The organism is Xanthomonas sp. BRIP62415, from assembly GCF_003993515.1.
In the GTDB taxonomy this organism is placed as follows: domain Bacteria; phylum Pseudomonadota; class Gammaproteobacteria; order Xanthomonadales; family Xanthomonadaceae; genus Xanthomonas; species Xanthomonas euroxanthea.
In genome coordinates, this window is the sequence record NZ_QEZH01000024.1 from 58,458 (window position 1) to 73,993 (window position 15,536).

Genomic DNA, 15,536 nt, shown 5'->3' on the forward strand with positions numbered 1-15,536 from the left:
GCGGTCTCCGGTGGCAGGCAATGCAGTCGCCGCGCCCGCATCCCATGGGCGGCGGGCGCGGCGGCATGCGGCCAGTGTAACGGCCATCGCCAAGGACCGATGCCGAAGGCTGCCGCCGCCGCACCGGGTGTGCCGCAATGCCGCGACAGAGAAGTGCGCCGCAGCACGCTGCCGTGGTCAGCCCGCTTGCCCCAGGCTCAGGATCGGGACGAAGCCACCGTAGATCAGGCGCTTGCCATCGAACGGCATCGGGTTGACCGATGGGTCCATGCGCGGGTCGTCCATCATCTTGCGCATGCCCGCATCGCGGGTCGCCTTGTCCGGCCATTCGATCCAGGAGAACACCACGGTCTCGTCCTCGGCGGCCTCGACCGCGCGATGGAAGTCGGTCAGTTGTCCATGCTGGACGTCGTCACCCCAGCACTCCACCACGCGCAGTGCGCCGTATTCGATGATGATGGCATCGCCCATGCGGGCATGTTCCAGAAACGCGGCCTTGTTGGCCGTCGGCACCGCGAGCGCAAACCCATCCACATACGACATAAGCACCTCCTCAGACATGGCGCACGGCGTGCACCTGATGACGGCGAACAGATGTTGGTGCGATCGGAACACGCTGGAAAGCCGCGCCAGGGTGCGTATTGCCCGCGTGGATTGCGAGCATACGGTGCATCTGGATGGCAAGCACTGCTCGCGCCCGCATGGCGATCCACACTGGCGTTGTGCCCGGTTTTCTTTGTCGATCGCACCCGCGGCACGCCGCGCGACGCGTCCTGGATGAGTTCGTCAGGTAGGGGTATCCCGTCGCGATGGGCCGGCGTTGCGGAAGGCCGGCGGCATCGGCATTGCGTGGGCCTGGATCAGACCGCAGGCCCCGCCGCGGCAGACGCTCGGTGGGCGGTCCGGTGCAATTACGCGGCCAGGTTGTGTCGCCGCAGGATGGCTTCGAACACCACGTCGCCGTCTTCGTTGCGTGCCTGCAGCGTGCCGCCGTGCGCCTTGACGAACTGGTCGGCGATGAACAGGCCGAGCCCCAGGCCCTGGCTGGCATGGAAGCTGGCCTTGAACGGCTCGAACAGGCGCGGCATCAGGCTGTCGGGGATGCGTCCGACGTTGCGCACCGACAGCCGCAGCGTGTCGCGTTCGCGTCCGTCCAGGTGCACCCGCACCGGCTCGCTGCCACCGTGCAGCACCGCGTTGCCGACCAGATTGGACACCACCTGTGCCAGGCGATCGCCATCGCCATCGCCGTGCAGGTCGCCCTCGGTACGCAGGTCGATCGGGGTGTGCGGATTGGCCTGTGCCACTTCGCCCACCACGCTGTGGGTAACGTCGCCGAGATTGCAGGGGCCGAACTGCATCGACAGCCCGTCGCTGCGCAGGCGCGAGAAATCCAGCAGCTGCTCGACCATCCGCGCCATCCGCCGCGCGCTGTTTTCCAGGTGATCGAGCGTGCGCGCGGCCGAGCCATCGGCGTCCACATCCAGGCTGAGCTTGTCGGCGCACAGCAGAATCACCGACAGCGGCGTGCGCAGGTCGTGGGTGAGCACGGCCATCATGGTTTCGTTGAGCGTGAGCGCGCGTTCCAGCGAGGCATTGCGTGCCTTGAGCAGGCGCCGCTGCTGGTACAACTCGATGAACACATTGACCTTGCTCAGGATCACATGCGGCTCGATCGGCTTGTGCAGGAAATCCACCGCGCCGGTTTCATAGCCCTGGAACGCGCGCATCGGATCGTTCGGCGAGGCGGTCAGGAAAATGATCGGCACATGCCGGCTGCGCTGCGAGCCGCGCATCAGCTCGGCCAGCGAGAAGCCGTCCATTTCCGGCATGTGCACATCCAGCAATGCCAGCGCCACATCGTGTTCGAGCAACAGCTCCAGCGCCTGCGCACCGGAGGCGGCGCACAGCACCTGGATGCCGTCGCGCTGCAGCAGCGCTTCCATCGCCACCAAGTTCTGCGGCACGTCGTCGACGATCAGCAGCTTGGCCGGTTCGTCATCGTTGCTGGTTGTCGCCAGGCCGGTCGCGGTGAGGTTCATGGGTGAAAGGTTTCCAGTCGGCTGCAGATCGCCTGCAGGGTGAGCACCGCATCGGCGCCGGCATGGGCGAGCGCGGAGGCGGGCATCAGCGGTGAGGCGGCATCGTCGGGGCGCTGGATCCAGGCGCTGCCGCCGACCGCGCGCACCGCCGCCACCCCGGCGCTGCCGTCGCTGCTGGCGCCGGTGAGCAGGATCGCCAGCAGGCGCTGCCCGAACACGTCGGCAGCCGATTCGAACAAGGGGTCGATCGCCGGACGCGAGAACAGCACCGGTGCATCCATGGACAGCGCCAGGCTGTCGCGCGTTTCCACCAGCAGATGGTAGTCGGGCGGGGCGATGGTCACGCTGCCGGCGAGCAGCGGCTGCTTGTCTTCGGCCTCGCGCACCGGCAAGGCGCAGCGTGCATCCATCAGCTCGGCAAGGTGGCTGGTGCGGTCGCGCGGCAGATGCAGCACCACCAGCACCGGCATCGGCAGATCCGCAGGCAGGCTGGACAACAGCGCCTGCAAAGCCACGACACCGCCGGCCGAGGCCCCGATCACCATCGCGTCGAACTGAGTTGCCGCCGTGTGCAAGACGTTCATGCGGCCGCCTTGCGGAACAGGCGCTGCTCGCGCGCCACGGTTTCGAACGCCTGCGCATGCGCGCCGAACTGCAGCGACTCCTTGCTGCCCAGGCCCAGGAAGCCTCGATGCACCAACGCATCGTAAAACAGGCCCACTGCACGGTCCTGCAGGCTGCGGTTGAAATAGATCAGCACGTTACGGCACGACACCAGGTGCACTTCGGAGAACACCGTATCGGTGGCCAGGCTGTGATCGGCGAATACGATATTGCGCTTCAGACGGCGGTCGAACACCGCGCCATCGTAGGCGGTGGTGTAGTAGTCGGACAGCGAGCTGCGGCCGCCGGCGTCCAGATAATTGCGGCTGAACTGCGCAATGCGGTCGATGCCGAAGGCGCCGGCTTCGGCCATGCCCAAGGCTTCGGGATTGATGTCGGTGGCGTAGATCACCGCCTTTTCCAGCAAGCCTTCTTCGTGCAGCAGGATGGCCAGCGACCAGACTTCCTCGCCGGTGCTGCAGCCGGCCACCCACAGCTTGATCGAGGGATAGGTACGCAACACCGGCACCACATGTTCGCGCAGGACGCGAAAGTAGGCCGGGTCGCGGAACATCTCCGACACCTGCACGGTGAAGAACTGCATCGCCTGCGCGAAGGTGTCCGGTTCGTGCAGCAGGCGGTGCTGCAGGTCGGCCACGCGCGTGCATTCCATGCGCGCCATCGCGTGGCGCATGCGCCGGCGCAGCGAGGACACCGCGTAATCGCGGAAGTCGTAGTGATAGCGCTGGTAGACCGCTTCCAGCAGCACCCGCAGCTCCAGATCGAACAGCTCCACCGCGTTCATTGCCGCGAGCACCACACACGGCACAGCGACACCAGCTTGTCCACGTCGATGGGCTTGGCGATGTAGTCGTTGGCGCCGGCCTCCAGGCAGCGTTCGCGATCGTCGGCCATGGCCTTGGCGGTCAGCGCGATGATCGGCAGATCCTGCCATTGGCGATTGGCGCGGATCTGGCGCATCGCGGTCAGCCCGTCCATCTCCGGCATCATGATGTCCATCAACACCAGGTCCACCTCGTGCTTGGCCAGATGTTCCAGCGCTTCGCGGCCGTTGCGGGCGATCTGCAGCGTCACGCCGAGCGGTTCGAGCACGCTGGAGAGCGCGAAGATGTTGCGCACATCGTCTTCGGCCAGCAGCACGGTGGCGCCGTCCAGTACCGCGTCGCGGCGGCGCGCTTCGCGCAGCAGGCGTTGCTGGTCGCTGGGCAGCGAGGCTTCCACGCTGTGCAGGAACAGCGTCACCTCATCGAGCAGACGCTCGGGCGAGCGCACCCCCTTGATGATGATGCTCTTGGAATACCGGCGCAGGCGCTGTTCCTCGTCGCGGGTGAGTGCGCGCCCGGTGTAGACGATGACCGGCGGAAACGCCACCGCGTCGTTGCCGGCCATGCGTTCGAGCAGGTCGTAGCCACTGCCGTCGGGCAGCGCCAGATCGGTGACCATGCAGTCGAAGGTCGAGCCGGCCAGCTGCTGCATCGCGTCGGCAATGCTGCCCACCGCGATGATGTCCAGCTGGTCGCGCGCCAGCAACAATTGCAGATTCGCACGCAGGGCGCTGTCGTCTTCGACGATCAACAGGCGGCGCACCGCGCGGGCATTGGTGTCTTCCAGTTGCCGGATCGCACCTGCCAGCAGCTCGCGCGTGGCCGGCTTGATCAAATAGCCCACCGCGCCCAGTTCCAGCGCGATCTGGCTGCGCTCCAGCGCCGATACCACATGCACCGGAATATGGCGCGTGGCCGGATCGCGCTTGAGGCGTTCGAGCACGCTCAGCCCGGACGCATCCGGCAGGCCGAGGTCGAGCAGGATGCCGCTGGGGCGCAGTTCGGCTGCCAGGCGCAGCGCTTCTTCGGCGCTGGGCGCCACCACGCAGTCGAAATCCAGTTCGTGCGCCAGGTCGACCAGCGCCTGCGCAAAGCGTGCTTCGTCTTCCACTGCCAGGATCAGCCGGCCGGGGCGGGTGCGTTGGTCGCGATCGTCGTCGGCGCGCTGCAGCGGCGCAGTGGCGGTTGCCGGAATCGGCAGCGGCAGCGGCATCCCGGTGGACGCCACCGTGGCGCGCCCATCAAGCCGCGAGGCCATGGCCGTGCCGCTGGCGAACCGCGGCGACGGCGTGCCGCCGAGTGCCGCGCCTGCGTTTGCCGGCGCGGCCATCGCCAGCTCGGCCGGGGCGCCGTCGATCGGCAATTCCAGCGTAAAACAGCTGCCGCGCCCCGGCTGGCTGTCCACGCGGATGCTGCCGCCCATGCGCTGGGCCAGATCGCGCGAGATCGACAAGCCCAGGCCGGTGCCGCCATAGCGACGGCGGGTGCTGCCATCGGCCTGACGGAACGCTTCGAAGATGATCTCGGTCTGTTCGTGCGCGATGCCGATGCCGGTGTCGTTGACCTTGAACAGCACCCGGCCCGGCGTATGCGCCTGGATCGACAGGCTGACGCTGCCGTGCTCGGTGAACTTGATCGCATTGGCCAGCAGGTTCTTGAGGATCTGCTGCAGGCGTTGGCTGTCGACGACCAGTTGCGTCGGTGCATCGGATTCGGCAGCCAGCTGCAGGGCCAGGCCTTTCTGGCGCGCCAGCGGCTCGAAGGTTTCGCGCAGGCGCTGTACCACCGAGTTGGTGGCGATGGTTTCGTCGGCCAGTTCCACATGCCCGGCCTCGATCTTGGACAGGTCGAGAATGTCGTTGATCAACGCCAGCAGATCGTTGTTGGACGACAGGATCGCCTGTGCGTACTTCACCTGCTCGGGGCTGAGCGTGCCGTCCTTGTTGTCCGCCAGCAGCTTGGCCAGGATCAACGCGCTGTTGAGCGGCGTACGCAACTCGTGCGACATGTTGGCCAGAAACTCGGATTTGTAGCGCGAGGCGGTGGACAGCTCGTTGCTGTTGCGCACCAGCTGATTCTGCGCCACCAGCAAGGCCTGCTTCTGCGCTTCCAGTGCCTGGGTGCGTTCTTCCAGCTGCACATTGGTCTGTTCGAGTTCGGCTTGCTGCATCTCCAGATCGCTCTGCGATTGCTGCAGGCTGCGGCTCTGTTCCTCCAGCTCCTCGTTGGCCACGCGCAGCTCTTCCTGCTGGGTCTGCAGTTCTTCGCTTTGACGCTGGGTTTCTTCCAGCAGGGCCACCAGCTGTGCGCGCAGCAATGCCGTGCGCAAGGCCAGGCCGATGTTTTCGCCGCAGCGTGCGAGCAGCTCTTCTTCGCGCGTGCGGGCGATGCCCGGTGCGGCGGCGCGGCCCAGCTCGAGAATGCCGATCACCCGCCCATCGGCGATGACCGGCGCCAGCAGCAGCTCCTGGCAGGCGCTGCGGCCCAGGCCGGAAGCGATCTGCAGATGTCCGGCGTCCACGCCGCGCACCCGGCGTACCGTGCCGCCACGCAAGGCCTCGCCGAGTTGGCCGGCATCGGTCGGCAGCGTCCTGGATGCATCGGCCGGCAGCGCGGTGCCGCCGGTCAGCCGCAGGCGGTCGCCTTCGATGCGATACAACGCGCCGACCTGGGCATCCAGCGTGTCGCACAGTGCCTGCACGGCCGCATTGGCCAGATCGTCCGGGCTGTGGTCGCCGCGCAGACTGGCTTCGACGGTGTTTTCGGCCTGCTGCAGCCATAACGCCAGTTCGGCCTGACGGCGCGCGCGGATGGCCTGCATCACCACCAGCGCCATCGCCAGGAACGAGACCCCGCCGATGCTGCGGTTGATCGAGGAGAAACTCGAACTGGTACTGGCCGGCGCCAGCTTGAAACCGACCGCCAGCAGCATGCACGACAGCGCGGCGACCACCAGTGGCGCCTGCACGCGATTCTGGAAGACCGTCACGCCCACTGCGACGAAGTAGGTCAGCCACACTGCATAGCCGAGTGGGGTGACCAACTCCACGCCGAGTGTTCCCGCCATCAGGGCCCCCGCGATCACCCACACCCAGCGGTCGCGTGTGGTCGAGATGTTCTGCATGACGGCGCGGACCTGACTGGGGGGCGGTCATGGTAGCCGATAAGTTTCACGTGCAAATCGCCGGTATTTTGACGCTTTGCAGTCGGGTTGGCTTGCACGCAGCCTTCACGCACCCGTCACTATGGTCGCGCGCTTTTCCGGGGAAAAGTCGCGCGATGGATGCGGAGACGGCCGTCGACAGTGCGGGGCCGCTTTCTCACGACAGCCGGCAGTGCCAGCTGTTGGTGCAGAGCGTGTCCAATTACGCGATCTACATGCTCGATACGGGCGGCCATGTGTGCAGCTGGAATCCCGGTGTCGAGCGCATCAAGGGCTATACCGCCGCCGAGGTCATTGGCTCGCACTTCTCGCGTTTCTACCTGCCCGAGGACGTGCAACGCGGCGAGCCGGCGCAGAATCTGGACACCGCCAAGCGCGAAGGGCGCTTTGCCACCGAGGGCTGGCGGCTGCGCAAGGACGGCAGCCGCTTCTGGGCGAGCGTGGCGATCGAACCGGTGCTGGAATTCGGCGTCCTGGTGGGGTTTGCCAAGGTCACCTGCGACATCGACCAGCGACACCAGGCGCAGCAGCTGTTGCAGCAGGCGCAGCACGCCCTGCTGCAGTCGCAGAAGGTGGATGCGCTGGGCCGCCTGACGCTCGGCATGGCGCACGATTTCAACAATCTGCTGACCGTGATGGTGACCAGCCTGGATCTGATCGCGCTGCGTGCCGGCGACGATGCGCGCACGCGCATGCTGGTGGAAGCAGCGCAGACCGCAGTCGATCGTGGCACCTTGCTGACGCGCCAACTGCTGTCCTTCGCACGCGGGCAGCGGCTGATTCCCGAGCGCCATGGCGCCAACGCGGTGGTGACGCGCTCGCTGGAGCTGCTGCGGCGTGCCTGCCCGGCCGGGATCGTGCTGTCGCTGGCGTTCGCCGAGCAGTTGCCCGATATCCGCGTGGACCCTGGCCAACTGGAAGCGGCCTTGCTCAATCTGGTGTTCAATAGCTGCGATGCCATGCCTGGCGGCGGCAACATCGTGCTGGAAACGGCCGTACAGCAGCGTGTTGCGCCGTCCGATCCGCATGGCCGGCCGTGCAATTACGTCAGTATCGCCGTGCGCGATGACGGCCCCGGCATGTCCGCGCACGTGGCGCGATGCGCCAGTGAGCCGTTTTTCACCACCAAGGACGTGGGCAAGGGCTCGGGCCTGGGATTGAGCCAGGTGTATGGCTTCGCCTCCCAGTCCGGCGGCTTCGTCGAGCTGGACACCGCTCCCGCCCGCGGCACCACCATTACCCTGTTTCTCCCGGCCATCGAGGAGGCTGAGCATGACTGAACCCCTGCGTCTGTTGATGGTGGAAGATCAGCAGGAATTGCGCGAACTGATCGGCGAGGCGCTGCGCGATGCAGGCATCACCGTCGAGACCGCCGACGACGGCCATAGCGCCCTGCGCATGCTGCGCGAGAATGGCCCCTATGATGTGGTCTTCAGCGATGTCCGCATGCCCAACGGCATGTCGGGCATCGAACTGAGCGAACACGTGGCGCAACTGCTGCCGCAGGCGCGGGTGATCCTGGCCTCGGGATTCGCAAAGGCGCAGTTGCCACCGCTGCCGGCGCGGGTGGATTTCCTGCCCAAGCCGTATCGCCTGCGTCAGCTGATCGATGTGTTGAAAGGCGTTGCAGCCAACGCCTGAGCATGGGCTGCGCCGGTCGCGCGCTGCAGGAACCGCTGCATGGAATTGCGCGGCCATCGTGTGGCGCCTTCGCCGGGACTGCTGCATGGATGCCGCTCAACGGCTCTGGTAATACACCTTGTCGATGGCGATCTCCACCGGCGCGGCGGGTGGATCGGCCACCAGCATGAACATCTGTTTGACCGCCTGCAGGTCCAGATCGTAGAACGCACTGAAGGGAATGCTCACCTCGTGCCAGGCGCCGTCGCGCACCAGGCCGTACTGATTGCCGCCAGTGGCAAAATCCACCCAGCTGTCGCCGAAGCTGGTGTTGATGCCGATCTTGAACGTCGACGGCGTGGTGGTTTTCAGCTGCAGCTTCAGCGCGCCGCCGGCGTAGGCGGCCATGTTGCGATAGTCGGTCTGGATGCCCAGGCCATACCAGGCACCGGCGTTGGCGCGGTACGCCATCACGTTGCTGCCTTCGAACGGCGCCTGCGCAATCGGGGTGAGGTTGTTCCACAGATACAGCTCGGCATCCTGGCCGAAGTGCAGCCGCCCGCTGGTGTCGGCCTGCTCGGTGAACACGCCAAAGCGCCCTGCCGGCGCGGCATGTTGCGCGCCCACGTAGAGCTGCGAACCGGGGTTTTGATACAGGCGGATGTAATCGACCTCCATCCTGCCCGGCAGCGGCGCGGTCACCGCCGCAGGCGAGGTGATACCGGTATAGCTGCCGCCCACGGCGAGGTTGAGCAGCAGATACTGCTGCTGGTGGAATTCGTGCAGCGAGGCGCCCTCGATATTGGAGATCGCAAATTCGAAGTATTGCTGGCCGTCGATGGACACGCGGATGAACTGCGGGTCCCAGGTCATGCGGTACACATGGAAGTCGGCATGCAGATCCACGGGGCTGGTGTAGCTGGTGTCGTAGTCTGCTTGCTGGCCGTTGTAGTCCCAGTGCACGGCGGCGCCGATACGGCGATTGGCGGTGCCATTGGCGATCGCCGCGGCCATGCCGGCTTCCATCAGGTCGATCTCGCCACGGCCTGGCCACACGCCGATGGTGCCCAGCATCCAGTATGCCGGCCACAGCCCGTTGCCCACCACCGGCGTCTTGATGCGCGCTTCCAGCGTGCCGTACTTGAAATGCATGCGGCCTTCGGTCTTCAGGCGCGCCGAGGTGAACGGCATGCCCTGGAACGCTTCGCGCCGCGCTTCGATCACCAGCCGGCCATTCTCGATGCGCGCGTTTTCGGCGCGGCTGGTGTAGTACTGCATCTCGCCATTGCCCCAGCCGCACAAGCCGATCTGGCAGCCGTTGCCGACATCGTAGGTCCACTTGTCGCCATCGATGCCGGGCCCATTGAAGTTGTCCTCCCACACCAGGGTTTGCGCGTGCGCGCCTGGTGGCATCGCCACGGCCCAGAGCAGGGCGAGCTGCACAGCGGCACTGCGTCGCGTGTTCATGCGTGCTTCTCCAGAAAGTGGACCGATGTCCATGGAGACGTGACGCTGCGCAGCGGCTACTTCAGTGTCAAAGCAATTGTGTGGCGCGTTTCAGTTCCGTGGTGTTCATTCCGGAATAGTCCATCATTGGCATGACGGCGGTCGCAGACTGCATGCACCGGATGTTGCGCGGCAGCAGCTGGCTGCGAATGTCCGCTGCCGGCAGGTGGCATGCGCAGCGTCCAGGTCGGAACATTCAAGCGGGGGGATGGCGGGTCGACGATGCATGCGAGCGCGTGCAGCACCTGCCGCAATGCCCCGTCCTGGATGCCACTGCGTCAGGCAAGGCGCATGCTGCTGCGCATCGATGGCTGCGCAGACGCATCGGTACGCTTGCCGTACGGCCGTTTCCGGAAATGCTCGCGCACGCCTGACTCAATGCCCGGCGTGCACCGTCCACGCCACCAGTCGTATCACCAGCGGGCGCACCACCAGCACGCAGCAGAATGCGGTAGGCATCGCAATGCGGTAGGCATCCAGCACGCGCCACAGGTAGCCGGGAGCCAGGCCGGTATTGGCGCCCGTGATCACCAGGCACATCAGCAGGGCCATGATCGCGGCCATGTAGAACGCGAACACGAACGGGGTGGTGCGCACGTCGAGTTTCCAGCGCGGGCGCATCAACGGGGAGGAAGAGGGAGATGTCGACATGCAATGGCCTCGGTTGCCGCGGATCGGCACGATGGGCAGCACTGTAGGGACGCCACCGCGGCCGGGGTAGATCGCGTAGCCTTGCGGCTTACGTAAGAAAAACTTACGAATCGTTTGGTAATACTTGCCTATTCAATGAACATTCTTCAGTCCATCCGCAGCTTTGTCAGCACTGTCGATGCCGGCAGCATTGCCGGAGGCGCCAAGTTGCTGGGGATCAGTGCCGCCGCGGTCAGCCAGAACATCGCGCGTCTGGAACAGCATCTGGGCGTGCGTCTGCTGCACCGGACCACGCGCAGCCTGGCGCTGACCGAGCGCGGCACGCTGTACTTCGAACAGGTGCGGCAGTTGGAGCGCGATCTGGAGCGCGCGCGGCAATCGGTGGCCGGGCCGCAGCAGGCGCCGGCGGGACGATTGCGGGTGGCCAGCACCGCGGCCTTCGCGCGGCACGTACTCGCTCCGATGCTGCCGGCCCTGCGTCAGCAGTATCCGCAGCTGGAGATCGAGCTGCTGTGTACCGACCGGGCTGTGCAGCACGCCCAGGAAAGCGTGGATGTCAGCCTGCGCATCGAAGCGCAGCTGGAAGACGGCCTGGTGGCGCGCTGCATCGCCCAGGTGCCGCTGGTGGTCTGCGCAGCGCCCGAGTATCTGGCGCGCTGCGGGACGCCGCAAACCGCGGACGACTTGAAGTATCACGATTGCCTGCTGCTGCGTTACCCGGTCGACGGACGCTGCCTGCCGTGGAATTTCGTGCGCAATGGCGTGCGCTTCCAGCCGGAGCTGGGCAAGGCGATGGTCAGCGACGATATCGATGCGCTCGCCACCATGGCCACCGCCGGCGGCGGCATCGCGCGCCTGGCCGCCTATGTGGTGCAGCCTTATCTGCAGCGCGGCCAGCTGCAGCCGCTGTTTGTCTCCGCCCTCGGCAGCAGCGCCCAGGCATTGCCGGAACCGCTGCGGATCTACCTCTGCGTCGCCGACCGCCGCGACTTCACCCCCAAGGTGCGTGCCTTCATGCAGCACGTGCTCGAACGCCTGCCCGTGCAATGGCGTATCGCCGAACCCACGCTGGCGCCTGCGCCCGCCCAGGCGGCAACCGGGGTATAGCCGGCATTCGACATCGGGAGACCGCCCGGTTGCGTGCCCTGGTCCACCAGGCGCACGCAGGCGTCATGCGCGGGCGCGCGATGCGTCGAGAACATCGCCTTGCAACACCGTTTGCGCAGCCATCGCTCGCCAGCCACTGCGGCGACGGCAGCTGGTGCCGCCGCCATCACTCACTCCAGCTTGAGCATCACGATCGAACGCGCCGGCAAGGCCACCGTCAAGGCCTTGCCTCGTACCCGTGCGCCCTTGAACGCTTTCGGCTCCACCGCATGCGGCTGGGCAAAGGTGTTGTGCGTGGTGATCGCCGGCGCAGTGAGGATCTGCCCGTCCACGCTGCTCGGTGACAGGCCTTCTACCTGCACGCTCACGCTCGCCGCTGCGTTGGCCGCCAGATTGGTCAGCGCGATGTAGACGTGCCCGTCCTTGGCCTTGACCGCCGAGCCGTGCACTGCGGGCACGTGGACATCGCCGTGGCGATACTCGGGTGTGCGTAGTTGCAGCGGCAGCTGGGTGGCGTCCTGATAAGGCTTGTACAGCGCGAACACGTGGTAGGTCGGCGTCAGCACCATCTTGTCGCCGTCGGTGAGGATCATCGCCTGCAGCACATTGACCATCTGCGCGATGTTGGCCATGCGCACGCGTTCGGCATGTGCGCTGAAGATGTCGATGTTCAACGCGGCCACCAATGCATCGCGCAGGCTGTTTTGCTGATGCAGAAAGCCCGGGTTTGCATCCGGCAACCCGGCGTACCAGGTGCCCCATTCGTCCACCACCAGCGCGACCTTCTTGCCCGGGTCGTAGCGGTCCATGATCGCGCTGTGTTTGTTGATCAACTCGTCCATCACCAGCGTGCGCGACAGCGTGTCGATCCAGGCGGTTTCGTCGAAGTCGGTGGAGGAGGCGCGCGGCGGCCAGCCACCGGGCACGGTGTAGTAGTGCAGGCTCAGGCCGTCCATCAGCGTGCCGGCCTCGCGCATCATCACTTCGGTCCAGTGGTAGTCGTCGTTGTTGGGGCCGGGCGCGATCTTGAGGATCTTCTGGTTGGCCGGTGCCTTGACAAAGGTCTGGTAGCGCCGATAGACGTCGGCCGCGTATTCCACGCGCATGTTGCCGCCGCAGCCCCACAACTCGTTGCCCACGCCGAAGTAGGGCACCTGCCACGGCGCGTTGCGGCCATTGGCGCGGCGCTCGTTGGCCAGGCTGGAGCGGGTGGGTGCGGTCATGTATTCGGCCCACTGCGCGATTTCGTCCGGCGCCGCATTGCCCACGTTGCCGGCGATATAGGCCTGGGTGCCCAGCAGTTCGGTGAAGTCCATGAACTCGTGCGTGCCGAAGCGATTGGATTCTTCCACGCCGCCCCAGTGCGTGTTGACGCTGACCGGGCGCTTGGCCGGCGCGCCGACGCCATCGCGCCAATGGTATTCGTCGGCGAAGCAGCCGCCGGGCCAGCGGATGTTGGGCACGGCAATCGCCTTCAGCGCGGCCAGCACATCGTTGCGATAGCCACGCGTATTGGCAATCGCCGAGTCCTCGCCGACCCACACCCCGCCATAGATGCCGGTCCCCAGATGCTCGGCGAACTGGCCGAACAGCTGCCGCGACACCTGCGCGCCGGGCTGGTCCGCGCGCAGCGTGCCGGTCACCTCGACCTCGGCAGCAGAGGCGGCGAGCGCGCTGGCGACCAAGGCCGCGCCAACGACAGCCTGCAACAGCCGTCTGGGCGATATCCGCAAGGCGGGAAGAATCCACTGCATTCGGCTTGGCGCTCCTGTGCTGATCGATCGATGTGGTCGCACGCCGCAGCGTGGGCGGGCGCGTCGCTAGCCTAGTGCCTGCAACCTCGGCTTGTATTGCTGCATCGCGATCAAGCCGCCGAACGCTGGTGCATGCCTTGCCGCCATTGCCATCGCTGCGCGCCGGGATGTGCGCCGGGGCATGGTCGTCGACCGCGCTCCCCCGCTATGCTCGCCAGCTTCCAGTATCGGCGGGACGATCCATGCAGCGAGTGTTCGGGCAGTTGCCAGGCGGTGTCGAAGTCCATGCGCTCACGCTGCGCAGCGATGCCGGACTGGAGGCGGAAGTGCTTACCTACGGCGGCATCCTGCATGCGCTGCGGCTGACCACCGCGCGCGGGGTGGTGCCGCTGCTGCTGGCATTGCCGGATCTGCCGGCCTACGCCGCCGATGGCGACAGCCTCAACATCCTGGTCGGCCGCTTCGGCAACCGCATCGCCGGTGCGCGCTACACGCTGGACGGCGTCACTTACACACTGGCCGCCAACGAAGGGCGTAACCAGTTGCACGGCGGCCTGCGCGGCTTCGGGCGGCGCGTGTGGAGCGTGCTGGAGCAGGCGCCGGACCAGCTGCTGCTCGGTTACCACTCGCCCGACGGCGAAGAAGGCTATCCCGGCAATCTGCAGGTGCGCGCGCGGCTGCAGCTGCGAGGACGCCGCCTGCAGCTGGACTTCGAGGCGCAATGCGATGCCGCCACCCCGTTGAACCTGACCCATCACCCCTACTTCAATCTCTCCGGCAACCCGCATCGGCGCGCCGCGCTGCAGGTGCTGCGCGTGCCGGCCGATCGCTATCTGCCGGTGGATGCCGAATCGATCCCGACCGGCGAGATCGCCTCGGTCGCCGGCACGCCGTTCGATTTCCGCCATGCGGCGGCGCTGGCCGACAATATCGACCCATCGCACCCGCAGGTGGTGCTGGGCAAGGGCTACGACCAATGCCTGGTGCTGGCCGCCGGGGCCGAGTGCGTGGCCGAGCTGTACTCGCCGCACAGTGGCGTGGCGCTGCGCATCAGCAGCGACGCGCCGGCGGTGCAACTCTACGAAGGCCAGCATCTGGACGACCACCATCCCGGCCTCGGCCGCGGCGTCTGCCTGGAGCCGCAGGACTACCCGGATGCGCCCAATCACCCCCACTTCCCGTCGACGATCCTGCGGCCCGGGCAGGTCTACCGCCGCCGCATCGCCTATCACTTCGCCGACCCGGGGCCGGATCAGCCCTGGGCGGTGGTGAGCGCTGCGCTGGACGCCTGAGCGCGGGGATCGCAGCGACGGTGAGGCCGCGGCGCGCCTGAAGCCAGGCCGATCAGCGCGGACCCAGCACCAGTTCGATCACGAACTTGCTGCCGAAGAACGACAACACCAGCAGCGCCATCGCGGTCAGCGTCCAGTGCACCGCCTTGGTGCCGCGCCAGCCGTTGCGCCAGCGGCCGATCAGCAGCGCACCGAACACGATCCACGACAGGATGCTGAGCACGGTCTTGTGCAGCAGCCGCTGCGCCAGGAAGTCCTGCACGAACAGCAGGCCGGTCAGCAGGGTCAGGCTCAACAACACGAAGCCCACCGTGATGGTGCGGAACAGCAGCGTCTCCAGCTCGGTCAACGGCGGCAGCGCGCGCAGCCAGGTGTGGAAATCGCGCCGGCGCAGGGCCCGCTCCTGCAGCCACAGCATGATCGCCAGCAACGCGGCGATACCCAGCGTGGCATAGGCCAGCAGCGCCATCCACGCATGCAGTTCCAGCCGCCAGCCCAGGTCCGAGCTCGGTTCGTGGCCGTAGGCGTGGTAGCAGGCCAGCAGGATCGCCGACAGCGGGAACACCACCACGCCCACCGCCGCCATGCGCCCGCGCGCGCCGAACACCGCCGTCAGCGCGGCCATGCCCAGGCCGCTCAGCGAGAGCGCTGCGAAGAAATGCATGTCCGGCCCGCCGGCGGTGCGCAGTGCCACCAGCACGTGATACCCGGCGTGCACCGCTACGGCCGCCAGCGCCGGGATCAGCCAGCGTGCAGGCGCCTGGTTGCCATCACGCAGCACCGACCGGGTGAGCAGCGCCGTGGCCAGCAGATACAAGGCGAACGCGATGAGAACGATTGTCATCGTGTCAGTTTCGCATATTGGTGGGGCGGGGAATCGGGAATCGGGAAAAGCGGGTTGCGAGCTGGGGACTGGCGCTGGCGGCTTGCGGGGGCCGGCCGCGAGTGGGTGC

Annotated in this window: 13 protein-coding genes; 4 read left to right on the forward strand and 9 right to left on the reverse strand. The window is 66.6% G+C overall.

Annotated elements, in window-relative coordinates; all coding sequences use genetic code 11:
- Positions 1–177: 177 nt before the first annotated feature.
- From EO141_RS11570 to EO141_RS11590, 5 genes are all read right to left on the reverse strand, one after another.
- Complete coding sequence (locus EO141_RS11570) at positions 178–543, reverse strand: DUF1428 domain-containing protein (RefSeq protein ID WP_127169258.1); 366 nt, start codon at positions 541–543, stop codon at positions 178–180.
- Between the two features lie 368 nt (positions 544–911).
- Entirely contained in the window at positions 912–2,042 is a 1,131-nt protein-coding gene (locus tag EO141_RS11575) for a hybrid sensor histidine kinase/response regulator (protein WP_104582461.1), read from the reverse strand.
- Positions 2,039–2,626, reverse strand: coding sequence for a chemotaxis protein CheB (locus tag EO141_RS11580; RefSeq protein WP_119132585.1), 588 nt, complete (start codon positions 2,624–2,626; stop codon positions 2,039–2,041). Before EO141_RS11580 ends, EO141_RS11575 begins: the two co-directional genes overlap by 4 nt.
- Positions 2,623–3,474, reverse strand: coding sequence for a CheR family methyltransferase (locus tag EO141_RS11585; protein ID WP_180496911.1), 852 nt, complete (start codon positions 3,472–3,474; stop codon positions 2,623–2,625). The genes EO141_RS11580 and EO141_RS11585 overlap by 4 nt, the downstream gene beginning before the upstream one ends.
- A complete protein-coding gene (locus EO141_RS11590; RefSeq protein WP_127169259.1) occupies positions 3,447–6,614 on the reverse strand; it encodes a response regulator in 3,168 nt (1,055 codons plus the stop codon). Before EO141_RS11590 ends, EO141_RS11585 begins: the two co-directional genes overlap by 28 nt.
- 155 nt (positions 6,615–6,769) lie before the next feature.
- On the opposite strand from EO141_RS11590, the gene EO141_RS11595 reads away from it, so the two are divergent.
- Together EO141_RS11595 and EO141_RS11600 are read left to right on the forward strand one after the other, a co-directional pair.
- Entirely contained in the window at positions 6,770–7,933 is a 1,164-nt protein-coding gene (locus EO141_RS11595; protein ID WP_127169260.1) for a PAS domain S-box protein, read from the forward strand.
- The gene (locus tag EO141_RS11600; protein ID WP_104582466.1) at positions 7,926–8,294 is read left to right on the forward strand and encodes a response regulator; all 369 of its coding nucleotides are present in this window, start codon (positions 7,926–7,928) and stop codon (positions 8,292–8,294) included. Before EO141_RS11595 ends, EO141_RS11600 begins: the two co-directional genes overlap by 8 nt.
- Before the next feature lie 96 nt (positions 8,295–8,390).
- On the opposite strand, the gene EO141_RS11605 is transcribed toward EO141_RS11600, so the two are convergent.
- Positions 8,391–9,740 (reverse strand): glycoside hydrolase family 16 protein, encoded by a 1,350-nt coding sequence (locus EO141_RS11605; protein WP_127169261.1) that lies wholly within the window; start codon positions 9,738–9,740, stop codon positions 8,391–8,393.
- Positions 9,741–10,154: 414 nt separating this feature from the next.
- Positions 10,155–10,430 (reverse strand): DUF2798 domain-containing protein, encoded by a 276-nt coding sequence (locus tag EO141_RS11610; RefSeq protein WP_126941833.1) that lies wholly within the window; start codon positions 10,428–10,430, stop codon positions 10,155–10,157.
- Positions 10,431–10,565: 135 nt separating this feature from the next.
- Here EO141_RS11610 and EO141_RS11615 point away from each other — a divergent pair, with 135 nt between their 5' ends.
- Complete coding sequence (locus EO141_RS11615; protein ID WP_104582469.1) at positions 10,566–11,537, forward strand: LysR family transcriptional regulator; 972 nt, start codon at positions 10,566–10,568, stop codon at positions 11,535–11,537.
- Between the two features lie 170 nt (positions 11,538–11,707).
- Here EO141_RS11615 and EO141_RS11620 read toward each other — a convergent pair whose 3' ends face one another.
- On the reverse strand, positions 11,708–13,291 hold the full coding sequence (locus EO141_RS11620; RefSeq protein WP_164739176.1) for an alpha-L-arabinofuranosidase C-terminal domain-containing protein: 1,584 nt from the start codon (positions 13,289–13,291) through the stop codon (positions 11,708–11,710).
- Positions 13,292–13,533: 242 nt separating this feature from the next.
- Here EO141_RS11620 and EO141_RS11625 point away from each other — a divergent pair, with 242 nt between their 5' ends.
- Positions 13,534–14,583, forward strand: coding sequence for an aldose epimerase family protein (locus EO141_RS11625; RefSeq protein WP_127169262.1), 1,050 nt, complete (start codon positions 13,534–13,536; stop codon positions 14,581–14,583).
- Between the two features lie 52 nt (positions 14,584–14,635).
- Here the strand turns inward: EO141_RS11625 and ccsA are convergent, their stop codons facing one another.
- Positions 14,636–15,427: a cytochrome c biogenesis protein CcsA gene (gene ccsA, locus EO141_RS11630; RefSeq protein WP_104582471.1), complete on the reverse strand. Its 792-nt coding sequence runs from the start codon at positions 15,425–15,427 to the stop codon at positions 14,636–14,638.
- Between the last annotated feature and the right edge of the window lie 109 nt (positions 15,428–15,536).

Coding starts and splice junctions, on each gene's coding strand:
- EO141_RS11615 (WP_104582469.1), top strand. CDS start 10,566: ATGAACATTCTTCAGTCCATCCGCAGCTTTGTCAGCACTGTCGATGCC.
- EO141_RS11575 (WP_104582461.1), bottom strand. CDS start 2,042: ATGAACCTCACCGCGACCGGCCTGGCGACAACCAGCAACGATGACGAA.
- EO141_RS11580 (WP_119132585.1), bottom strand. CDS start 2,626: ATGAACGTCTTGCACACGGCGGCAACTCAGTTCGACGCGATGGTGATC.
- EO141_RS11620 (WP_164739176.1), bottom strand. CDS start 13,291: ATGCAGTGGATTCTTCCCGCCTTGCGGATATCGCCCAGACGGCTGTTG.
- ccsA (WP_104582471.1), bottom strand. CDS start 15,427: ATGACAATCGTTCTCATCGCGTTCGCCTTGTATCTGCTGGCCACGGCG.
- EO141_RS11600 (WP_104582466.1), top strand. CDS start 7,926: ATGACTGAACCCCTGCGTCTGTTGATGGTGGAAGATCAGCAGGAATTG.
- EO141_RS11605 (WP_127169261.1), bottom strand. CDS start 9,740: ATGAACACGCGACGCAGTGCCGCTGTGCAGCTCGCCCTGCTCTGGGCC.
- EO141_RS11570 (WP_127169258.1), bottom strand. CDS start 543: ATGTCGTATGTGGATGGGTTTGCGCTCGCGGTGCCGACGGCCAACAAG.
- EO141_RS11595 (WP_127169260.1), top strand. CDS start 6,770: ATGGATGCGGAGACGGCCGTCGACAGTGCGGGGCCGCTTTCTCACGAC.
- EO141_RS11625 (WP_127169262.1), top strand. CDS start 13,534: ATGCAGCGAGTGTTCGGGCAGTTGCCAGGCGGTGTCGAAGTCCATGCG.
- EO141_RS11610 (WP_126941833.1), bottom strand. CDS start 10,430: ATGTCGACATCTCCCTCTTCCTCCCCGTTGATGCGCCCGCGCTGGAAA.
- EO141_RS11590 (WP_127169259.1), bottom strand. CDS start 6,614: ATGCAGAACATCTCGACCACACGCGACCGCTGGGTGTGGGTGATCGCG.